Here is a 17,604-nt window from a genome sequence, read left to right as displayed (position 1 = left end):
CCGTGAAAAATTAATGGTCTTGAAGTTTTGCGGCGAGCTCTTCATCCCAAAACGCTGCTTCTATTTTGTGACCATCAAGATCGCGCACAAAGCAGCCGTAATAGGCATCACTATACAATGGACGCGGGCCAGGTGGGCCGTCGCAGATTGCACCAGCGGCGATGGCTGCATCGTAAAACGCGTGCACCTGGTCTTTGGTTAGTGCAATAAAACCCATATGAAATCCATTGCCGAGTGTTGCAGGTTGGCCATCATGTGGTGTGCACACCCAAAATTCGGGGTACATGCGTCCGTACGCAATTGCGCCTGGGTGCTCCATGATGATGTTGATATCCAAAGTTGCGAGCACAACATTATAAAAAGCGCGTGCTTTTTCATAATCATTTGTGCCAATTGATACATGCGAAATAATGCTGGGGTTTTGTGTGCTCATCATTCTCTCCGTGATTCAGTGAAAAACAACTTACCACTATAGAGTAAAGAAGCTGTGCGCCAGAAATCGTCAGGAGAAATTCACACGCGAAAAAAATCCAAAAAAAAGCCCCGGTAATTAACCGGGGCAAGGAGAACGCTAGCTAACTAGTACTACTAGCCGCTAGAGAGAATTAACTATTAGAGCGATTTCTCATTACAGTGACTCAAGGAAACGCAATACATCTTGTTTTTGGCTGGCAGACAAAGCCTGGTAGGCATTTTTAGATGCTTGACCTTCACCGCCGTGCCAGAGGATTGCCTCTTCAATGGTGCGCGCGCGGCCATCGTGCAAGTAGCTATGCACTGGCGTACACACTTGTGCACCCTGACCGGCATTCGTTACACCGCCCGTTACGCAAGCAGACAAACCAATACCCCACAGAGGCGCAGTACGCCATTCAGCACCGCTCGCTTGACCTTCACCCAAATTGTCGGCCAGGTCTGGGCCCATATCGTGCAGCAACATATCGGTGTAAGGCTTGATGGTTTGGCTGCGCAATTCACCCAATGGATGGAATTGACTGGTCACTACGGAGGGCGTATGGCAACCCACACAACCAATTGATGCAAATTGTGTTTCACCACGTTGTACTGCTGCATCGTTCAAGTTGCGTTGCGGGCGCACACCGAGAGTTGAAATATATTTCACCAGATTGTTCAGATGTGTATCCGACAACTCCGAACCACTCGCACCGCAGTCGTTTTGTGCTGAACCGCAATCAGGATTAGGCAGCACACTGGTCATTACACCCATATCGGAATTGAACGCCGCCGCCACTTGATGCTTAACGCTGGTAGTACCGGCTTTGTACCCAAAGCGGCCCAAACGGGTTTGGCCAGATGGATCAACAACACGATTGGCGCGGCCGGAAATGCCATCGCCATTAGCATCGTTGATATCTTCTTTTGCCAAAATCGTTGCTTCCGGAATCGCTTCCAACAAACCCATGCCAACAAGTTGTGGTGCAACACGCGCAGAGAAACGCGCTGGCGTTACGCCGCTGAATTGATAGTTGGGTTTGCGCAGGCCATTCGTTTCCGTCCAGAAAGCGATAGACGCCTGCCCTTCACTCGCAACACCGCCTGCTGATTTAGGTTGCAACGCACGGCCCAGGTTCGGATGCGGATTGCTATTGATATCGGCCACTTTAAATACCCATTTTTCCAGCGGTTGACCAACCGGTGCTGGTGCAGCGCGGCCGTTGCGCACGTGGCATCCGGCGCAGCGATCATGTACATAATGCGGGCCTGCTTTGCCGACGGTATCGGGGAAGATGCCGTTATCTACAACGTGTTCATCGTGTGAACCATCAATAAATGAGGCGTGATGCACGCGGCGTCCCAATACAAACGGCTGGCCATTTTGCGATGCCAGGTTGGTCGCCATTTGGATGAAATGGTTATCCGGCTCATTTGAATGGTTGTATGGAAGTGTTGTTTTGCCACCCAACCAGGCTTTCTCAGGGATTTCTATCGAATCTTTTCTACCACCAAGAGTGCCGAAACTGCCAGTAACATCCCAAGGCACAAGACCTTTACCGACGATATAAAGATAGGTAGTGCCGTAGTAGGCCGAGCGACCGTGTGGAACTGTGTGATCGAGGAATTGGCTCAATTCAAATTCCAGCTTATCGCCGATACGGATATTGCGGCCTTCGCGCGCATTGAAGCTGCGCTCTTTGTAGTAGTTGAGATTGTCGATCACGTTCATGGTGCCGTTATCGTAATACTCAGCCACAGTGCCTACACCGCGATAGAACCAGCGGTTTTCTGCTTCGGTATCGTTCAATTTAAATTGTGTTTTCACGTTCATGCGCACAGTGTTGCCGCCTTTGGCAACGTAATCCACAATTTCAATTTCAGCAGTGCGGTGCTCCCAATAAAAACTCAGGAAGTGATCATAAGCCTGGAATTGATCTTCTTTTGCATGACGGTCACGACCTCGGTCAGCAATGCGTGTTACTAATGCATCACCGCGATCAAATTGAATCGCACCTTCAAGCGCCGTTGATGCGTTATATAAGGGAACAATATTACCGAGGCTCGCCGCAGAAGAACTGGATGGTGCAACTGATGTAGGTGTTGAACTGCGCGATGAACTGGCTGGCACGCTCGATGGCGCCACCGAGCTGCGAGAAGAACTCGACAGCGGTGTGCTTGAACGCGATGAACTCACTGGCGCTACACTGGATGCCGGTGTGCTAACGGAATAGTTTTGCCAGGGTGTATCCTGCCCCAATCCTGAACGGATGATAGTGAAATTAATACTCACCACACTGCTCGAATTTAAATTAGGAATGTCATAAGTCCACACACCACCCGCTACATTCATGCGCACATTTTGTTGCGCGCCGTTGTTGATGCGGTAATGGATATCGGCGATGTCGGCTTGAGTTACAGTCGCGCGCAAGGTCGTGCTGTTGAGCGTGGTAACGCAGCCGAGATTGCAATTACCGGCCGCCACACTGGATGCAGCAACAGATGAGGCCGCGGGCAGAGCGCCGAACACATCCATCTCAAAAATCGAGTAGCCCCAGTTGTTGCCTGCACTGCGCGTCAATGCGTTCATGCGCACATAGCGATAAGTGCCGCTCAAGCCGACCGTATCGGTGCGGTTGCCAAAAGTGCCGCCAGTGCGCAGGCTGAGTTGTGTCCAACTGGAATTATTGTTGGAGCCGAGAATTTCATAACTCGCGGCGTTTGCGGCTTCCCACAAAATCACCACTTGATTGAGCGCATAAGGCTGGCCTAAATCGAGCGTCAGTGAGCTGGGTGAAACACCATGATTGGATTCCCAACGGGTGCTGCCGTTGTTGTCATTCGCCAAATTCGCGGGTTGTAGATTGGTACTGCCGGTGGCAGAAACGGCGTTGATGTTGATAACTTGTGCGCTAGTCGTTTGCACATACAGGCTGCTACTAACGAGCGTGAGTAATGCGCAAACGGCGCGGCGGCCGAATGCACGGCGCCCGAGTACACGGCGTCCGAATTGAATGATTCGCATGTGATCTTGCCTCTGTTGTTGAAATTATTGTTTTTTGAAATAGTGAGTTGTGCGAGAGGTTGATTTACCCAACTAACAACTGCCCTTATAACAACGGCAATGGGAACCAACGGTTGATTAATTGCATCCTTAATCGTTAGATTCAGCTTCACTGCTGCGATGAGTTTCATAAACACAACTGTTCTGGCAACACCACAGACCGGGTTCAGTAGTGCTTATGTAGTAGCTCGAATGCGATTCTAAGTGCCGGAGAAAAATCTGTCGTCCCACTATGGACCCGGCGTTAAGTGAGCATCACAAATGCGAACCCGTGGGTAAATTTGGGTTTATAAGAAACAAATTTAGCAAGCGAAACGCGACTTTATTCACACTCCATTTCAGAATGAAACATGCTGTGAGCCTTGTGCCACTAAATAAAACAGGTAGGTGGGACGTAATTAGCGGAGTTCGGACAAACTGCTAAACAAATACTCATACAAATCCTGCATAAAAAAACGCCAGAGTGTTCGCTCCGGCGTTCTGACAGTAAACAACAGTGAGGAACCCGACCAAATCACACCACTTCCAAAGCAGCCTCTTGATGCTCCTCGCCCGAGGTATAGCGAACGCGCTGTGCTGCGCGAATCAGGTTGCGGCTGTTAGTGCCTGACTTGGGGTATTCACTGAAGCCAAAACTCCATTTACATAACGTGAGTTTGCCACTGATCGCCACCGAGCTTTTAAACGCACTGGCCATTTTTTGCACCAATGCTTGCAACATTACCGGATCATTTGAGGGAATAATCACCATAAAACTGTTGCTGCTGTAACGTGCAATCAACTCGGCAGTCGCCAACCGGGATTGCAACTCAGCCACAAAATAATTGATCAATGCCTGCGCAAACGCTTCGCCGTGACGCTGGCTTAGATCGCGGTAATCGCTCAACTCAAAATAGCCAAGCATAAATGCAGCGGGGATTTTATTGGCATCAGTCACTGTGAGTTTTTCGAGCACCCGCGCCTCCAGCAAGCTGCGATTCGCAAGGCCTGTGAGTGAATCGTAAAACGCCGCCTGCCGGGCCGATTCGTTTTTATTTTTTTCTGCCTGACGCGCGCGCTCCATTGCACGAAAATCGGTATAGGCGGAATACAGGGCGAGCAGCAATAAAATGCTGGCAGCAATCGCTGTAGGAATACCCATCCAATCACCGCGCAATAAATTTTCAGGGTGGCTCTGCGCGCCCATCGGATAACTGGCTGCCGCCATTCCGGTATAGTGCATGCCGCAGATAGCCGCGCCCATCACCAACGCCGCCAATACTTTAAAGGCCAGTGCATATTGGGGCGGGACATCGCGCACCTTGCGGCAAATCACCAGCGCAGCACCGGATGCAACTACCGCTATCACGCCAGAAAGAATCACCAGCAGCGTGTCGTATTCAATACCGGGATGCATTTGCATCGCATACATACCGCCGTAGTGCATCGCGAAAATCCCTGCTCCCATAATGAATGCACTCGACGCGATAGTTTTCACCGACACTTTCGGCAGAGTAATCACGTATAGAGCCAAAGCCGATGCCAACACAGCAGGCACCCACGAGAGCAGAGTCATAGTTGCATTGAAGCTCATGTGCATATGCATGGGCATGGTGTAGGCGCTCATCCCCACAAAGTGCATCGACCAGATTCCGCTGCCAAGGCTGAGCGCTCCGGCTGCCAGCCAGAATCGGCGCGACCGGCCGCTTAAATCGAATACCCGGGTACCAAAATAAATTGCCGTGTAAGATGCGATCACCGCCACGCAATAAGATGCAAAAACCAGCATCCAGTTGTAAGAACCTTCCATTAGAGCCACCTTTCGAGAAATTGACAGTTGCTTTACGCGCCATACCAATTCCCGGATCAAGACTCTTTTTCGGCTTTACTCTTCCTTACCTCAAGCTACCTGGCTTAAAGCCGTAACTCACACCGAACATCGGCACCATTGTGACGTTTTGCAATAAAATCTTGCGCGACAAAATGCTGCGCAAAGTTTTTCACTCAGTGGAAGTGATGCATTTTTTTATCAAGCCGGCGCAGACCAATTGCATCCAACAACCATTTTTCATAAAAGGGCTCGGACACGCCGGTTTTCATTTTGGCGATGAAATATTTCTCGAACGCGATTTTCCCGAGATGAGCCCACTTACCCTGCTTGTACCACATGATATTGCGCGGCGGCATTTGCGGTACGGCGATAAACGCAGCGCCGGTGTCACCCATATCCGCCAGACAAAATGCGCTCCAGCTACCTTCAAAATCAGCAACTTCACCATTAATTTCCGCGGCAATATTGTGTACCAACGCGGTCATCATGGATTCGATCATATAGCCGGTTTTAGGCGCGCCTGTTGGTACAGGTGTTTGTTCAATCGGCGGAATTGCTACACACACACCCGCCGCGAAAATACTGGGATATTTGGTGCTGCGCTGGTGTTTATCGATCAACACAAAACCGCGCGGATTGCACAAACCCTCCACTTTCGCTACCGCATCCACTCCTTTAAATGCGGGCAGCATCATGGAATGCACAAAGGGTAATTCGTGCTGCTTAGTCACCTGCCCTTGAGTATTTATTTCATCGATAAATATTTTCCCTGCTTCGACGCGCGTGGTTTTCGCGTTGGTAATCCAGCTAATCGCGCGTTTGCGCAGCTCCGATTCCATCATGCCTTTTGAGTCGCCCACACCACCCAGACCCAAATGGCCAATGTACGGCTCACTGGTAACAAAAGTAATAGGTACGCGGTGGCGCACGCCTGCCCGACTGAGCGCAGTATCCAAAATAAAGGCGTATTCATAGGCCGGGCCAAAACAACTTGCGCCGGGCATAGCACCAATAACCACAGGGCCGGGATTCTCAACCAGCTTTTTATAATCGTCATAGGAATGTTCGGCGTGGGGCAAGGTGCAGACCGATTGGGTAAAACCGCCATGAGGGCCAGCGCCGGGCACTTCATCAAAGGCTAACTTGGGGCCCGTGGCGATGACGAGATAGTCATAATCCACGCGCTTTCCGTCATTCAAGGTGAGGTATTTATCGACCGGGTTAATTTCATCCACCCGCTGGGCGATAAAAGTGATGTTTTTCTTTTCAAGATAAGAGCGAATCGGGAAGCTGATTTGTTCCGCTTCACGCCATCCCACCGCCAACCAGGGGTTTGACGGGACGAATTGAAAATTTTCCTTTTCGTTAATCACAGTAACTTGGTGATGTTTACCCAGGGCATCGTGCATTTCATAAGCACCCGCCATCCCCCCCAACCCTGCTCCAACAAATACGACATGAGCCATAGCACACCTCCTCAGCATCGTTGATCGTGACAATACTCGCGGCATGGGGCCAATTGCAGGAATCTGCTCCCCAAGTTAAATCATAGACAACTAATTTAGATATTGCTAATTTAAATTTATCTAATATAATGAAATCAAACCCACAACAGGTAGACGCAAAATGAATATGATCGTTAGCGGAGACGCCGGTCTGGATGACATGCAACAACATGCACAGAATGCCGCCGCACTACTCAAGGCACTGGCAAATGAAAACCGTTTGATGATTCTCTGCACCCTGATGGGAGGCGAGATGTCCGTAGGTGAACTAAATGAAAAGGTACCGCTGAGCCAATCTGCATTGTCGCAACATTTGGCCAGCTTGCGCGAGGCAGGCTTAGTGAGCACACGCAAAGAAGCACAGACGGTTTTTTACAGCCTGGAAGGTGATGAAGCCACAAAGGTCATAACCGTACTGCAATCTATTTACTGCCCAGTGGAGTAATTGCTTATCGAGCTAGCAGCATGAGCTGTCAACGAATTCACCTGTTTGATTTAATGGCCAACAAAGCTGATGGACGTAGCCGTGCCAGCAAATCGCGCTTGCGGTAAAGAGTTATGCGAATTTATTAAGGAGCCTTTATGAAAATCACTCTAATGAAACTCGCACGCATAAATTTGACACCCATCATCGCACTCGTTATTTCATTGAGCAGCGCACTCTTCTTATCCGCCTGCAGCAAAGAATCGCCTGCAATTGTAGCGCCGAAAAAAATACCGGAACTCGCCAGCATTCAGTTGCAACCCCAAACTACTGCTCAGGAAATAAAATACGATGGTGTGATTGAAGCGATTAACCAAGCCACTGTGTCGGCACAGACCTCTGGTCGTATTCTGGAGATCCCCGTGGATGTGGGCGATTATGTTGCCAAAGGCGATTTAATTATTCGTTTTACCGACACCGAACAAAAAGCACGTGCGGCAAGCGCCAGAGCGCAATTTATCGAAGCTCAAGCGCAATACACGCGCATGCAAGAAATGCTCGCGAAAAAATTAATCGCGAAAGCAGATTTTGATAAAAGCGAAGCCGCATTTAAATCCGCTGAAGCCAATTCGCGCGAAGCCGAGCAGAACCTCGCTTATACTGCCATTTACGCACCCTATGCTGGCATTGTCGTAAGCCGTGCAGTCAATGTGGGCGAAACTGTGGCTCCTGGCAAAGCACTGATGACCGGTTTATCGCTCGAGCAATTACGTGCGCAGGTGGATATTCCCCAGCAACATATAGGCCCCGTCCGTAAATATAAAAAAGCACGTATTTATTTGACAGATGACAAAATCCTGGACAGCGGAGATTTGCGCATCCCTCCGAGTGCTGATCCACAAACCCACTCATTTAAAGTGTTGGTGAATTTACCTGAAGGCGATCATCAACTATTCCCCGGTACCTTTGTGAAAATTGGATTTGTCACTGGCGAGCAGGAACAATTGTTAGTTCCGGCGAGCGCCATTAGCAAACGCGGAGAAGTGAGCGGAGCTTATGTGATCAAAGAAGATGCGCTGGAATTTCGTCAACTCAACCTGGGATCGCTTACCAGTAATAAAAACTATCCTGTCCTCGCCGGTGCATTTGCTGGAGAAAAAATTGCCGCTGATCCTATCGCCGCTGCAAATGCTTATAAAAATCTGCACACAGCGGGGCAATAAGCTATGGACCCGCACAGCACTCAGCAATCACTCGGTGTTTCCGGACGTATCGCACGGGCATTTTTAACCACGGAAATTACTCCGCTATTGGCACTCACCGGTTTATTGCTCGGCATCTTTGCCGTGCTGGTAACACCGCGCGAAGAAGAGCCACAAATCAATGTAACTTTTGCCAATGTGTTTATTCCCTTCCCCGGTGCCACTCCGGAAGAAGTGGAAGCACTGGTAACCAATCCCGCCGAACAAATCGTTTCAGAGATTGAAGGCGTCGAACATATTTATTCCTCCTCATCACTCGGCATGGCCACACTCACCGTGCGCTTTGAAGCGGGCGAACCGCGCACCGATGCAATAGTGCGTTTGTACAATGCGTTTTATGCCAACAGCGATTGGCTGCCGCGCAATCTGGGTGCAGGCCAACCACTGATTAAACCCAAAGGCATTGATGATGTACCCGTAGTCGCACTAACGTTGTGGAGCAAAGATGTTGCAACGACTAATAACGATTTATTGAGTGTTGCGCGCGAATTACAAACCCAATTGCAGCGTGTGCCTGGCACGCGCGATATCGATATTCTCGGCGGTTCCGATAAAGTCGTGCAGGTATTATTTGATCCGGAACGCATGGCCGCATTTGGTTTGGCACTGGATGATTTACGCCACGCACTCGGCGCCGCCAACACCTCCCAAGCCGCAGGTTCATTGGTAAGCGATAACCGCGAAATGCTGGTGCAAGCCGGGGATTTTTTATTAACTCCAGAAGAAGTAGCAGATCTTGTTGTGGGTGTTTACCAAGGCGCGCCCGTATTTTTGCGCGACGTTGCACAAGTGAGTTTAGGTGCTGATCAACCCACACAATATGTCACTCATGGCTTTGGTTCTGCATCGCCCAACACAGATGGAAAAACCAACGGTCGTTATTCCGCCATTACCTTATCCATCGCCAAAAAGCCGGGCGAAAATGCCGTGGATGTAGCCGAGCAAGTGATTAAACGTGTCGAACAATTACGCGGTGTGAGTGTGCCGGATGCAATCAATGTGAATGTAACGCGCAACTATGGCGCTACGGCGGAAGACAAAGCGCAAACGCTGATAAAAAAATTAATTTTTGCAACGCTCTCTGTCATTATTCTTGTGCTCATTACCTTGGGCAAACGCGAAGCTGCTGTTGTAGGTGCAGCAGTCATAGTTACACTCGCGATCACACTATTTGCCTCATGGGCCTGGGGCTTTACGCTCAACCGTGTTTCGCTTTTTGCATTAATTTTTTCCATCGGCATTTTAGTGGATGACGCGATTGTGGTCGTGGAAAATATTCATCGCCACATGAGTCAGGGAAAATTATCGCTGAATGAAGCAATACCACGTGCAGTTGATGAAGTAGGTGGCCCGACTATTTTGGCAACCTTCACCGTTATAGCCGCACTGCTGCCTATGGCATTTGTGACGGGATTGATGGGTCCTTATATGTTGCCCATTCCGATTAATGCGTCCACCGGCATGCTAATTTCCCTTGCTGTCGCCTTTATGTTTACGCCTTGGTTATATCGCCGTTTATTTGCGCATGTTGATCACGGCAGTGTTAACTCCGGTGCGAATGCACACACATCCCACGGCAATAAATTCCTGCCATTTTTTACGCGCATTATGACGCCGCTGTTAAATCGCGAAGCCGGAAAAAAAACACGGCTTTGGTTACTTGGTGGCATTCTCGGTTTAATCGCCGCATCGATCGGTTTAGTAGTCGTGCAAGCCGTGATGCTAAAAATGTTGCCCTTTGACAACAAAAGCGAATTCCAGCTTGTGGTGGATATGCCCGAAGGCACGCCGCTGGAAAATACCCAAAAGGTATTGCAAGCGCTCGCGGATAAACTGGAAACCATTCCTGAAGTCACTGACTACCAATTGTATGCAGGCACCTCAGCGCCAATTAATTTTAATGGTTTGGTGCGGCAAAATTATTTGCGCCGCGCGCCGCACATGGGTGAGATTCAAGTCAACCTGGTGGACAAACATTTACGCCAACGCAAAAGCCACGAGATCGCACTCGCCGCGCGTGAATTAATTGCGGATATCGGCAAGACAATGAACGCGAATGTCAAAATCGTGGAAGTTCCACCGGGCCCGCCGGTTTTGTCCCCACTGGTGGCGGAAGTGTACGGGATGAATTATCAACGCCAGCTCGATGTCGCCAAACAGGTACGCGCCGCCTTTGAAGCAACGCCCGATGTTGTCGATGTGGACGATACGATTGAAGCATCACAAACCCGTTGGTTAATCGCGGTGGATCGCGCCCGCGCCGCGCGTTTGGGTGTGGATCAAACCAGCGTCGCCAACGCGATCAGCACCGCACTCGCGGGAGAAGATGCCTCTTATCTGCATACTACCAATGCAAAAGTTGCCCTGCCCGTTCGGCTCGAATTACCCGCAGGAGAGAAGGACAGCCTCGAGCGCGTGTTGGCAGTAAAAATCCGCGCGCGCGATGGCAATTTAATCGCGCTTAGCGAAGTCACTCGGGTTATCGAAAGCCAACGCCAACAAACCATTCACCACAAAGATTTGTTGCCAGTGGTTTATGTACTGGGTGATGTGGCAGGTGAAACCGACAGCCCGCTCTATGGATTGGCGGCAATATATGAACGCGTCGAAGAGATGCCAATTGATGGGCAAGTTATCGACCAATTTTTAAATTCACAGCCAGAAAACCCGGTCAACTGGAGCCTGAAATGGGACGGCGAGCTGCAAGTGACACTGGATACCTTTCGCGATATGGGTATCGCCTACTCCGTCGGATTGATCATGATTTATTTATTGGTGGTGGGTATGTTCAAGAGTTACTCAGTGCCGCTGATCATCATGGCGCCGATTCCGCTGACGATTATCGGCATCATGCCCGGTCACGCTTTGCTCGGCCAACAATTCACCGCGCCCAGCATGATCGGCATGATTGCGCTGGCCGGGATTATCGTGCGCAACTCCATTTTATTGGTGGATTTTATCCAACAGGAAATACGCAGCGGTAAATCATTAGAGGACGCGACCATCAGCGCTGCCGCTGTACGCGCCCTGCCGATTAGCCTTACCGCACTGGCAGCCATGATGGGCGGTTTCTTTATTGTAGATGACCCGATTTTTGGCGGTTTGGCTGTGTCGCTGATCTTCGGTCTTCTAGTATCAACCGTGCTGACATTGGTGGTGATCCCGGTGGTTTACTACGCTTACCACTATCGCCAGCACCCCTCCACCCACACCAGCGTTGCACGTGACCACACTTAACAACACTGACAATACGAGGAATTCATCATGTCTACCGAACGCGCACTCACCGCATTTGCCGGTCTAATGGTTCTGCTAAGCGTTGCCCTCACCCAATGGGTTCATCCGGGTTTTATATGGTTCACGGTGTTCATCGGCGCCAATCTGTTTCAACAATCCTTCACCGGTTTTTGCCCGGCCACACTGGTAATGCGCAAAGTATTCAACCTCAAATCTGAAAAAGAGCTCGCACTGAACATCAAATAACTGGCGCCATCACTCAAATAGCTCCTCCTCCCGAAAGGGGGGCTGGAGATGGGGGGCGGCCATTCGCCATGGGCGCCTCTATTTGTTAGAATCCCCGCCACAAAAATCCCCCCGAGAACCTAACCATGCTTATCCAAGCCCCTATTTCCCTTGGTGAATTAATCGACAAGATCACCATTTTGGAAATCAAAGCCGTCAATATCGGCGATGCAACCAAACTGAAAAATGTTACCCACGAACTGAATATTCTCAATGATAAAGTCAGCAGCCTGTTAGATTCCGCCGGCCAAACCAAACTGGCACCACTCAAACAAGCATTGAAAGATATCAACCAGGAACTCTGGATTATTGAAGACGATATCCGCGATTGCGAACGCGACAAAAACTTCAGTGATAAATTTATCCAGCTCGCGCGCGCCGTGTATTTCACCAACGACAAACGCGCCGCCGTGAAAAAAGATATCAACCTCGCCTTCGGTTCAGAGTTGATCGAAGAAAAGTCGTACAAAAACTATCAATAATCCGCGTTACTGCTTACCTAATTGAAGAGTTCGTCCATGCGCATACTGCTCATCAAAATGTCCTCCATGGGCGACATCTTCCACACGTTTCCTGCAATCAGCGATATAAAACAGCACTATCCGGATGCAGAAATTGATTGGGTGGTGGAAGACAGTTTCAGCGAAATTGTAGATTGGCACCCTGGTGTGCACAAAGTCATCCCAATTAATCTGCGCCGCTGGGTTAAAACGCGCAGTAAAAAACACTGGCAAGAATTTAAAGACTGGCGCAATTCAGTACGCAACACCACCTACGATTACATCATTGATGTACAGGGCCTGTTAAAAAGTGCGATAGTCGCCAAGTGCGCCAAAGGACACGGCATTGATGGCTACGCAAAAACCTCCGCGCGCGAGCCTGTCACTCACTGGTTTTACAAGCGCCAGCACATTGTTGATAAAGACCAGCATGCGGTGGAGCGCACTCGCCAATTAGTGGGCAAGGCATTGGGTTATACTCCGACGCCAAAATTGAATTTTGGCATCAACCAAAACTTTGTTCAGGTGGCAAAAAACCCGCGTAAATTAATTTTTATTATTGGCACCAGTTGGGTCACTAAACTTTGGGCGACCGGTGAGTGGCAAGCCTTAACAAAAATCGCCATCGATGCCGGTTTTAGTGTAGAAATTATTTGGGGCAGCCCGGAAGAACAAGCCATCGCTGACCAGATTATTGAATTCTGCCCGCAGGCAACAAGGCCAGAGCATCGGTTATCCATCACTACCATTGCTGAAAAATTAGTAGAGGCTGCAGGCGTTATAGGTTTGGATACCGGCTTTTCCCATCTTGCTGGCGCACTGGAAACACCGACTATTGCACTCTATGGTGCAACCTCGCCAGTAAAAGTAGGGCTTATTGGCGAGCACACGCAGAATTTACAGATAACAGAAAAATTGGAGTGCATGCCCTGCCATAAACGCCACTGCAAATGGCTGCCGGAAAATAGCACCGATACACCAGCCTGCATGAGCGGCATTAAAGCCGAAGCCGTATGGCACGCACTGCAACAAAAACTACTTGCACACCCATACAACAATTAGCCAGTAATTAAACTCAGGAATTATGTTATGACACCGCAAAAAATAGGCGTAGTCATTACCACTTACAACCAACCCAAGTGGCTCAAAAACGTGTTATTTGGTTATGAGGCACAACGCCATAATAATTTTACCGTGATTATTGCCGACGATGGGTCTGGCCAGCCTACACGCGACGTTATTGAATTTTTTCAGGCGCGCGGGAAATTAACTATCCAACATGTGTGGCATGAAGATAAAGGCTTTCAAAAATGCCAGATACTCAATAAAGCCATCGCACAAACTGATTGCGATTATTTAATTTTCACCGACGGCGATTGTGTGCCTGAACCTGATTTTATTAGTATTCATCAATCCCTGGCGCAACCCGGTTATTTTTTATCGGGTGGTTATGTGAAATTAACTACACCCGTATCTGAGGCAATTACCGAAGCCGACATCGCCAGCGGTGTTATTTTTAATATCGATTGGCTCAAAAAAGCCGGCCAACCATCCAACCATAAATTGTGGAAGCTAATTAAAAATAAAACCATCAAAGCGGTACTGAATGCAGTCACACCGACCAAAGCCACCTGGAATGGCATGAACAGTTCCACATGGACATCTGATATCAAAGCTTGCAACGGCTTTAATGAAGATATGCAATACGGCGGTTTGGATCGCGAATTGGGCGAGCGATTGTACAACCACGGATTGAAAGGGAAACAAGTGCGCTACAGCGTCAACTGTTTACACCTGGATCACCCGCGCGCTTATGACAATCCGGAAACCTGGAAAAAAAATTACGCGATCCGAAATGAAGTAAAACGCACGGGAAGATTTTGGGCGGAGAATGGGATTGTGAAGAAAAGCACTTGACCACTCTTACCCGTAATACAAACAACGATTATTTTTTCTGGTGCGCTAGCAGCCAATCATAAAGATCTTTGCTCGCATAGATTCGTTTCCATGCATCATGCCCCAAATCCTCATGAACGGTGAAAAGGACTTCTGAATCGCCCAACTCCTCCAGTTTATTTATTCCGGCATAAAAGAATTTTTTTGGTACAGCGGTATCGCGCCCGCCTGCAAACGTCCATACAGGCAAGTTTGCTTTGGCGATAGGTGCCATTAAATCCGGATGCCCCCAACCGACCACAGGCACCGCCGCCGCAAATAAATCGGGATGTTTGCTCGCCATATACCAAGTACCAAAGCCGCCATAACTTAACCCCGTCAGATACAGCCGTTGGGTGTCAGTGCGATAACTTTTGTGTACATGGCTAATCAATCGCAGCAAATCCTGCTCTACTTGTTCCCACCCCATAGGTAATAACGGCGCTACTGCTGACATATTTTTTATATCTTCACCGGTTTCCATCAATTGAGGGGTCGCAAAAAAAGGTTCATAGGCGGGAACACCCTCAGCTAAACGCAGCGGAATTTTTGCACGGGTACGGTTAGCGATGTAGGGCACTTTGCCCATGGTAAACATATGGAGCTGTGGCGAAATGATGATAAAAGGTAAATCTTTCTTTTGTATCCAAGCCTCGTAGAGTGGGCCGTGGCTAATGACGTAATCCAACTCGTCCAAACCATTACCGCGCTCGCCGTTACCGTGTAAAAATAAAATTACCGGCCATTTTTTTTCGGTTTGCGTTTCATAACCACGCGGTAGATACACAAAATAATCGCGTTTTAGTTGATCTACACTACTGACATAGGGCACCCGTAAAAGCTGCTCAGCGGATGGAGTGTTTGCACCGGGAAAATGGCTGCATCCGGTCAACCAAACGATAATTAATATCGCAAAAAAAACAGATTGCTTCATGATCGATCCTATTGTTATCACTATGAGAAACCGCTGAACAGAATGGATTACAAAATCTAAACAACAAGGGTTTTTGCGTTTCTTAACCCCCTCACCCACACCGGATTGAGATGTAATGGCTCTTAATTGTGGCCCCCCGGTTCACTGACATTTGTCACAAGACACTGGTGACTTTCGCGGCTGGTGCAAGAAGCCCCGAAGAACCAGACTGGTTGCTAATTGAACCAGCCTGGATTCACCTGTAGCTACAACAGGTACATAATAGGCCTGTATCACAACCACCACGCAGACATACCGCCATGAATCATCACCCCGAACAATGCGCAGGCTCTATTTATTCTGCCAAATCATGGATTTGGCTGGTTTTCAGCCTTTATTACTTTGTGCCTGTGTACTACATGCCCTTCAGCGCACTTGCCCAGGTTTTGCTAGTGGGCATTTATTGTATTTTTGTATCACTGTATTTATGGGCGATTACACTCAAAGCTCAACACGTATGGAAACCGGTACTTGCGATTGTTCTACTAGCTGTTGTTATTACTCCATACTCGCCCGGTTCCAGCACATTTTTTTCGTATATAGGTTTTTTGGTTGGCTTTACTTATCGCACCAAAATCTGGCTATCGATAACCGGAGCTTTAGTGGCGATTATTATTGCCATGCACTACCAATTTAATTATCCATTCCCCTACTTTGCATTTCCGGCGCTCTCGGGATTGGCCACTATTGGCATTATTGGATATGTCGAAAAGCTTCGTATGGAAGCGCGCATTAGCCAGCAAAAAAGCCATCAGGAAATTGAACAATTAGCAGTTATCGCCGAACGCGAACGCATTGCAAGAGACCTGCACGATATCCTTGGGCATACATTATCGAGCATTGCACTTAAGGCAGAATTAGCAGAAAAGTTATTGGAGCAGGAGAAGCATGAACAAGTGCAACAACATTTGTCCGAGTTGCACCAAATTGCGCGCAATAGTTTAAGTTTGGTTAGGCAGACGGTATCCGGTTATAAACATCGTGGTCTTTCCGGTGAAGTGATGGAGTTGTGCGATAAGTTGCGGCAAAAAGGTTTTGTCGTGGAGCTGGATGGCGATATTCCCCAACTGAGTCCGCGCGCTGAAACCGCGATTATTTTGGCCTTAACGGAGTTAACCACAAATGTTTTACGCCACAGCAAGGGCAATCACTGCAAGATAGAATTCCAACAAAATTGCGACAAAATTTTAGTGCGTATGCATGACAACGGTGAAGTGAAATCACTAGTGCCTGGCAATGGTCTGCAAGGAATACAAGAGCGTCTGAACGCACTAATGGGAGATTTGCAATCTTCCATTAATAAAGGTTGTGAATTTATTATTTCATTGCCGCGCAATGAACTTAACCAGTTGGAATCCTGATAATCCATGAAAATTTTATTAGCCGAAGATCAATCAATGGTACGCGGTGCGTTAGCCGCATTGCTCAGCATGGAAAACGGTTTTGAAATCACCCAGGCAGAAGATGGCGACCGCGCCTGGCTGCTAATGAAACAAAACAGCTACGATATTTTACTCACCGACATTGAAATGCCGGGGCGCTCCGGCCTTGAATTAGCGCAGTGGGTGCTGCAACAAAAACTGTCCACCAAAACCATTATCATCACCACCTTTGGCCGCTCGGGTTATATCCGCCGCGCAATTGATATGGGTGTTTCGGGATTTTTATTAAAAGATGCACCTTCGGAACAATTGATCCAGGCCATTTATAAAGTCATGGATGGCAAGCGTGTGATAGACGGTGAACTGGCGATGATGGCACTGGGTGAAAGCGATCCACTCAATGATAAAGAACGCCGTGCCCTGCGTTTGGCAGCAGAAGGCAAAACCACCGCTGAAATTGCAACAGTGTTGTGCTTATCGGAGGGCACAGTGCGCAATTACCTCTCAGAGGCCATCGCCAAACTGCACGCTGCCAACCGTGTTGACGCCGCGCGCATCGCCCGCCAAAAAGGATGGATCTGATCAATCCCCTGCCTTGTATGCAAGTTTGTGAATTTTATCCCCGCTAGTATTCCTGTAGCGCCAAGATGGCTGCTAGAATCCGCCTGCGCTGCCAGCTCTGGCAGCAATCCATAACAGTGATAACAATCAATACATAACAGCGATAACACAATCAGTAACACCGGGTGGAAAATCTGGCAACCGTCATAGACC

The 17,604-nt window shown here is 48.8% G+C and carries 14 protein-coding genes; 9 read left to right on the top strand and 5 right to left on the bottom strand.

Features of this window, described 5'->3' with window-relative positions; genetic code table 11:
* Nucleotides 1–10: 10 nt before the first annotated feature.
* The 4 genes from J2X05_RS14935 to J2X05_RS14920 all read right to left on the bottom strand — a co-directional run bounded on the left by J2X05_RS14935 (nt 11) and on the right by J2X05_RS14920 (nt 6,793).
* Entirely contained in the window at nt 11–436 is a 426-nt protein-coding gene (locus tag J2X05_RS14935) for a VOC family protein (protein WP_310073805.1), read from the bottom strand.
* Between the two features lie 192 nt (nt 437–628).
* On the bottom strand, nt 629–3,478 hold the full coding sequence (locus J2X05_RS14930; protein WP_310073803.1) for a di-heme oxidoredictase family protein: 2,850 nt from the start codon (nt 3,476–3,478) through the stop codon (nt 629–631).
* Nucleotides 3,479–4,031: 553 nt separating this feature from the next.
* Nucleotides 4,032–5,306 carry an MHYT domain-containing protein gene (locus J2X05_RS14925; protein WP_310073801.1) on the bottom strand — a complete coding sequence of 425 codons (1,275 nt, stop codon included), beginning with the start codon at nt 5,304–5,306 and terminating at the stop codon, nt 4,032–4,034.
* A 194-nt stretch (nt 5,307–5,500) separates the two neighbouring features.
* A complete protein-coding gene (locus J2X05_RS14920; RefSeq protein ID WP_310073799.1) occupies nt 5,501–6,793 on the bottom strand; it encodes an NAD(P)/FAD-dependent oxidoreductase in 1,293 nt (430 codons plus the stop codon).
* Between the two features lie 160 nt (nt 6,794–6,953).
* On the opposite strand from J2X05_RS14920, the gene J2X05_RS14915 reads away from it, so the two are divergent.
* The 7 genes from J2X05_RS14915 to J2X05_RS14885 all read left to right on the top strand — a co-directional run bounded on the left by J2X05_RS14915 (nt 6,954) and on the right by J2X05_RS14885 (nt 14,457).
* Nucleotides 6,954–7,277, top strand: coding sequence for an ArsR/SmtB family transcription factor (locus tag J2X05_RS14915; RefSeq protein WP_310073798.1), 324 nt, complete (start codon nt 6,954–6,956; stop codon nt 7,275–7,277).
* Nucleotides 7,278–7,414: 137 nt separating this feature from the next.
* Nucleotides 7,415–8,479: an efflux RND transporter periplasmic adaptor subunit gene (locus J2X05_RS14910; RefSeq protein ID WP_310073795.1), complete on the top strand. Its 1,065-nt coding sequence runs from the start codon at nt 7,415–7,417 to the stop codon at nt 8,477–8,479.
* Nucleotides 8,480–8,482: 3 nt separating this feature from the next.
* Nucleotides 8,483–11,755, top strand: a complete 3,273-nt coding sequence (locus J2X05_RS14905) for an efflux RND transporter permease subunit (protein ID WP_310073793.1) — start codon at nt 8,483–8,485, stop codon at nt 11,753–11,755.
* Nucleotides 11,756–11,782: 27 nt separating this feature from the next.
* Complete coding sequence (locus J2X05_RS14900; RefSeq protein ID WP_310073791.1) at nt 11,783–12,001, top strand: YgaP family membrane protein; 219 nt, start codon at nt 11,783–11,785, stop codon at nt 11,999–12,001.
* 125 nt (nt 12,002–12,126) lie between these two features.
* The gene (locus tag J2X05_RS14895) at nt 12,127–12,522 is read left to right on the top strand and encodes a DUF6165 family protein (protein WP_310073788.1); all 396 of its coding nucleotides are present in this window, start codon (nt 12,127–12,129) and stop codon (nt 12,520–12,522) included.
* 36 nt (nt 12,523–12,558) lie between these two features.
* On the top strand, nt 12,559–13,602 hold the full coding sequence (waaC, locus tag J2X05_RS14890) for a lipopolysaccharide heptosyltransferase I (RefSeq protein ID WP_310073786.1): 1,044 nt from the start codon (nt 12,559–12,561) through the stop codon (nt 13,600–13,602).
* 27 nt (nt 13,603–13,629) lie between these two features.
* The gene (locus J2X05_RS14885; RefSeq protein ID WP_310073785.1) at nt 13,630–14,457 is read left to right on the top strand and encodes a glycosyltransferase family 2 protein; all 828 of its coding nucleotides are present in this window, start codon (nt 13,630–13,632) and stop codon (nt 14,455–14,457) included.
* A 28-nt stretch (nt 14,458–14,485) separates the two neighbouring features.
* Here J2X05_RS14885 and J2X05_RS14880 read toward each other — a convergent pair whose 3' ends face one another.
* On the bottom strand, nt 14,486–15,409 hold the full coding sequence (locus J2X05_RS14880; RefSeq protein ID WP_310073784.1) for a carboxylesterase family protein: 924 nt from the start codon (nt 15,407–15,409) through the stop codon (nt 14,486–14,488).
* 299 nt (nt 15,410–15,708) lie between these two features.
* Between J2X05_RS14880 and J2X05_RS14875 the strand changes: the two genes are divergently transcribed.
* Together J2X05_RS14875 and J2X05_RS14870 are read left to right on the top strand one after the other, a co-directional pair.
* A complete protein-coding gene (locus J2X05_RS14875; protein WP_310073781.1) occupies nt 15,709–16,809 on the top strand; it encodes a histidine kinase in 1,101 nt (366 codons plus the stop codon).
* A 6-nt stretch (nt 16,810–16,815) separates the two neighbouring features.
* A complete protein-coding gene (locus tag J2X05_RS14870) occupies nt 16,816–17,412 on the top strand; it encodes a response regulator transcription factor (protein WP_310073779.1) in 597 nt (198 codons plus the stop codon).
* Nucleotides 17,413–17,604 lie beyond the last annotated feature (192 nt).

It is taken from the genome of Cellvibrio fibrivorans (assembly GCF_031457055.1).
Lineage (GTDB): Bacteria > Pseudomonadota > Gammaproteobacteria > Pseudomonadales > Cellvibrionaceae > Cellvibrio > Cellvibrio fibrivorans.
The sequence above is the reverse complement of the archived record's forward strand: the minus strand, read 5'-3'. Positions and strand labels throughout refer to the sequence as shown.